Source organism: Mycobacterium sp., assembly GCF_035653355.1.
Classification (GTDB): Bacteria; Actinomycetota; Actinomycetes; order Mycobacteriales; family Mycobacteriaceae; genus Mycobacterium.
The window spans coordinates 1-3,742 of record NZ_DASRBZ010000657.1 but is presented as its reverse complement, the minus strand read 5'-3'; the positions used below and the strand labels follow the sequence as shown (position 1 = coordinate 3,742).

The 3,742-nt window shown below is 68.9% G+C and carries 3 protein-coding genes and 1 pseudogene; 1 reads left to right on the top strand and 3 read right to left on the bottom strand.

Annotation, left to right across the window (positions count from 1 at the left end; all coding sequences use genetic code 11):
• On the bottom strand, positions 1–172 hold a 172-nt coding region (locus tag VFA16_RS22535), incomplete at its 3' end, for an FAD-dependent oxidoreductase (protein WP_324969969.1).
• 95 nt (positions 173–267) lie between these two features.
• On the opposite strand from VFA16_RS22535, the gene VFA16_RS22530 reads away from it, so the two are divergent.
• Positions 268–816: a TetR/AcrR family transcriptional regulator gene (locus VFA16_RS22530; protein ID WP_324969968.1), complete on the top strand. Its 549-nt coding sequence runs from the start codon at positions 268–270 to the stop codon at positions 814–816.
• Here VFA16_RS22530 and VFA16_RS22525 read toward each other — a convergent pair.
• Positions 813–2,285 carry a carboxyl transferase domain-containing protein gene (locus tag VFA16_RS22525; RefSeq protein ID WP_324969967.1) on the bottom strand — a complete coding sequence of 491 codons (1,473 nt, stop codon included), beginning with the start codon at positions 2,283–2,285 and terminating at the stop codon, positions 813–815. The genes VFA16_RS22530 and VFA16_RS22525 overlap by 4 nt on opposite strands.
• Before the next feature lie 104 nt (positions 2,286–2,389).
• Positions 2,390–3,561: pseudogene (locus VFA16_RS22520) on the bottom strand (MFS transporter).
• Positions 3,562–3,742: the final 181 nt, after the last annotated feature.

Below are 3,742 nucleotides of genomic sequence, written 5' to 3'. Positions count from 1 at the left end.
ACTCTTCGAGGACTTCCAGCGTGCGAGCGTTGACCGCCGCCGCGCGTGAGGTGTTGGCCCCGGCCGCCAGGCAGTCGACGATCATCACTTGCGCCCCGCGGTTGAGCAGCGAGATCGCCAGAGTCAACCCCGTGGGCCCGGCTCCCACGACGAGGACGTCGATATCGGTCATGGCGTGACTCCTTCCTAAGTCAACGCTTGTTGGCAATATCCAGCATGCGCTGTATACCCGCCGATGTCAACATGTGTTGGCCTACACTCGTTGACATGAGACGGAGCTCGGAGAAGACCAAGGCCGCGATTTTGGCGGCCGCCCGCGAGCGGTTCGGCGCAGCCGGCTTTCAGGCCGCCACCATTCGGGCGATCGCCGCTGATGCCGGGGTCGATCCGGCGATGGTGATGCGCTACTACGGCAGCAAAGATAAGTTGTTCGCCGCAGCCGCCGACTTCGACCTGAGGTTTCCCGATCTGGCGGCCGTTGAGCGGACGCAGGTCGGGCGGTCGCTGGTGCGGCACTTCCTCGAGCGCTGGGAGGGCGACGACGCGCTGGTCATTCTGCTGCGCTCGAGTGCCACCAATGACGAAGCCGCGCAACGGATGCGGCTGATTTTCGAAACGCAGCTGCAGCCGCTGGTGGCCCGCGTCGCCCCGGCGGAATCGCAATGGCGGGCCGGGCTGATCGCCACCCAGATCATGGGGATGGCGTTCTGCCGGTTCGTGTTGCGGTTGGTGCCGGTGGTTGCGATGAGCCGCGACGAGATCGTCGAGTGGCTCGGGCCGACGATCCAGCGGTACCTCGGCCTGCCTGAGAGCTAGCGCAGCCCGATCCGCCGGTAACGCTCCAGCCGCGCCGCCATCCGCTCAGCGTCGGGCACAGCGCGCAGCGTGTGCACCTCGGCAGCGATCGCGCCGGCGAGCCGTTTGGAGAACTCGATCGGCTCGTCGGCGGCGTCGGGATGTTCAACCACGATGCGATCGACGATGCCCGACGCAAGCAGGTCGGCCGACCGAATGCCTTGCGCCGCAGCCAGTTCCGCGGCGTGGTCGGTGTCGCGGAAGACGATCGCGCTGGCGCCTTCGGGCGGCAGCGGCGCCAGCCAGCCGTGCAGGGCAGCCAACACCCGGTCGGCGGGCACCATCGCCAGCGCCGGGCCGCCACTGCCCTGGCCCAGCAGCACCGACACCGTCGGCGTGTCCAGCGTGACCAGATCAGCCAAGCAGCGGGCGATTTCGCCCGCCAGTCCGCCCTCCTCGGCTTCGGCCGACAAGGCCGGGCCGGCAGTGTCGATGACCAGCACCAGGGGCAGGCGCAGTTCCCCGGCCAGCGCCATGCCGCGGCGGGCCTCACGCAACGACGCGGGACCGACAATCCCGCCGACCACGCGCTGCTGGCCGAGCACCACCGCGGGCTGGCCGGCGAACCGGGCCAGCGCCAGCAGCGTCGTCGCTGCCTCGCCTTGCTCAGTGCCCGACAACAGCACTTCGTCGGTGCAGCCGTGCCGCAGCAGGTGGCGCACGCCCGGGCGGTCCGGCCGTCGTGACGCCACCACCGAATCCCATGCCGATACATCGGGTATCGGCTCGCTCGGCGGTAACGGCGGCGCAGGCTCGGGGTCGTCGGCGAGGACCGTCAACGCGCGATCCAGTGTGTGGCGCAGGTCTTCGAGCGGAACCACGCCGTCGATCACCCCGTGCCGCTGCAGATTCTCCGCGGTCTGAACACCGGCGGGAAACGGTTCGCCGTAGAGCTGCTCATAGACCCGCGGGCCCAGGAAACCGATCAACGCGCCGGGCTCGGCGATCGTGACGTGCCCCAGCGAGCCCCACGACGCGAACACTCCGCCGGTGGTCGGATGGCGCAGGTAGACCAGATAGGGCAGGTGTTCCTGCTTGTGCAAGGTGACCGCTGCGGCGATCTTGACCATTTGCAGGAATGCAACCGTGCCTTCCTGCATGCGGGTGCCGCCGGAGCTCGGTGAGGCCAGCAGCGGCAATCGCTCCGCGGTCGCACGCTGCACCGCGGCGGTGATCCGTTCGGCCGCCGCCACCCCGATCGATCCGCCGAGGAAGCCGAATTCACAGACCACCACCGCGACGCGGCGACCGAAAACCCGGCCCTCCCCGGTCAGCACCGATTCGTCTATGCCGGTAGCGGCCCGGGCGGCGGCCAGCTCGCGGGCGTAGGACTCCGAGACCGGCACTGGCGTCGGCGCGGTGTCCCAGCCGACGAACGACCCATCGTCCAGCACCGCGTCGCGCAGTTCGTCGATTCCCGTGCGGCGCATCGCTTGAGCGTAGCCATGGCGGTCGGTGTGCCACTTCACGTGAAGTTGGCGGAAGGCCTACCGGCCGATTGGGAGCTGGTGACGTCCGACGAGTGACGCCCGGTTCACGTCACCTCGGCCGGCGCTGATACCGCCGGCAGGTGGTTGCCTGCGCGGCGCAGCATCGGCGCGAACGTCAGCCAGATGACCAGCGACCCCACAGATAGCCCGCCGAGCAAAAGGAAAGCCGACGGGAATCCCCATATTTGGGCAACATAGCCACCGAGCACGGGGCTCAGGGCGGCGCCGAGGCCTTGCGCGGCCATGATCGCGCCCTGGCCGACGTTGATGTGCCCGGTGCCGTCGAGCAGGCGGGCCACCAGCCCGGGCACCGCCACCGACAGCATGCCGGCGCCGATGCCGTCGAGCACCTGGACCGGAATGACGCCCCACGTGGTGATGATTCCCGCCGCGATGAGCCCACGGACGGGCAGTGCGCCGAACGCGATCAGGACGGCCAGCCAGTAGCCGCGGGTTTGGGCGATCCGCATGGCCACCAGCGAGGTGACGATCATGACGGCCTGGGCGACGACGACGGTGCTGGCCACCGTGGTGAACGGGTTGGCGTGAGTGGCGACCACGGCCAGCCCGTAGAGCGGCAACATCGCCGCGTTGCCCAAATGAAACAGCACCACCGCGGCGGCCAATGCCAGCAGCGGCCGGCACTCGATGAGCACTCGCAGCTTTTTAACCGGAGCCTGGTCGCCACGCGCCGCCTCGCCGCGGGCGATGTGATGGTTGATACGACTGGGCGGAATCGCCAGGGTTGCGGCGATGGCCACCACAGTGAACGCCGCGGCTAACCAGAACACGCCGGCGTAGCCGAACACCCAACCCAGCAGCCCGCCCAGGCCGGCACCGGCCATGTTGCCGGCGTGGTTGAAGGCCTGGTTGCGACCGATCTGGCTGGTGAACCCCGTTTGGCCGACCAAGCCGAGCGTGATGCCGTGACCGCCGGGGCGATCGCCGCCCCGGAGATACTCATGACGGCCTGCGCGGCGGCGACTACCCAGAAGTAGTGGTTGGTGAGAATCACCGCCGAGGCGGCGACGGCGGCCAAGCCGACGCCGATGACGCAGGCCCGTTTGCGGGTGGTGGCATCGACCAAAGCTCCGGCGGGCGCGACGGCCACCATGCCCACGATGGCGCCGAGCGTGATGACCGTACCGATGGTCCCGGTGTGCCAGCCGCGACTGGCCAGCAGCACTCCCAGAAAGGGCCCGATGCCGGCCTCCATGTCGGCCATGAAGAAATTCAGCGTCTGCAGCGCGGTGCGGTCACGCGTTCGCACCGTCGGCGCGATGAAGTCCTCGGCTGGCACGCCTAGATTCTTCCGGCATTGCGGCGGGACGTCGCAACATGACGCGGACCGTCCCGCGCGGAACTCGCCCGTTAGGCTGGCGCGCATGATCGGTGTC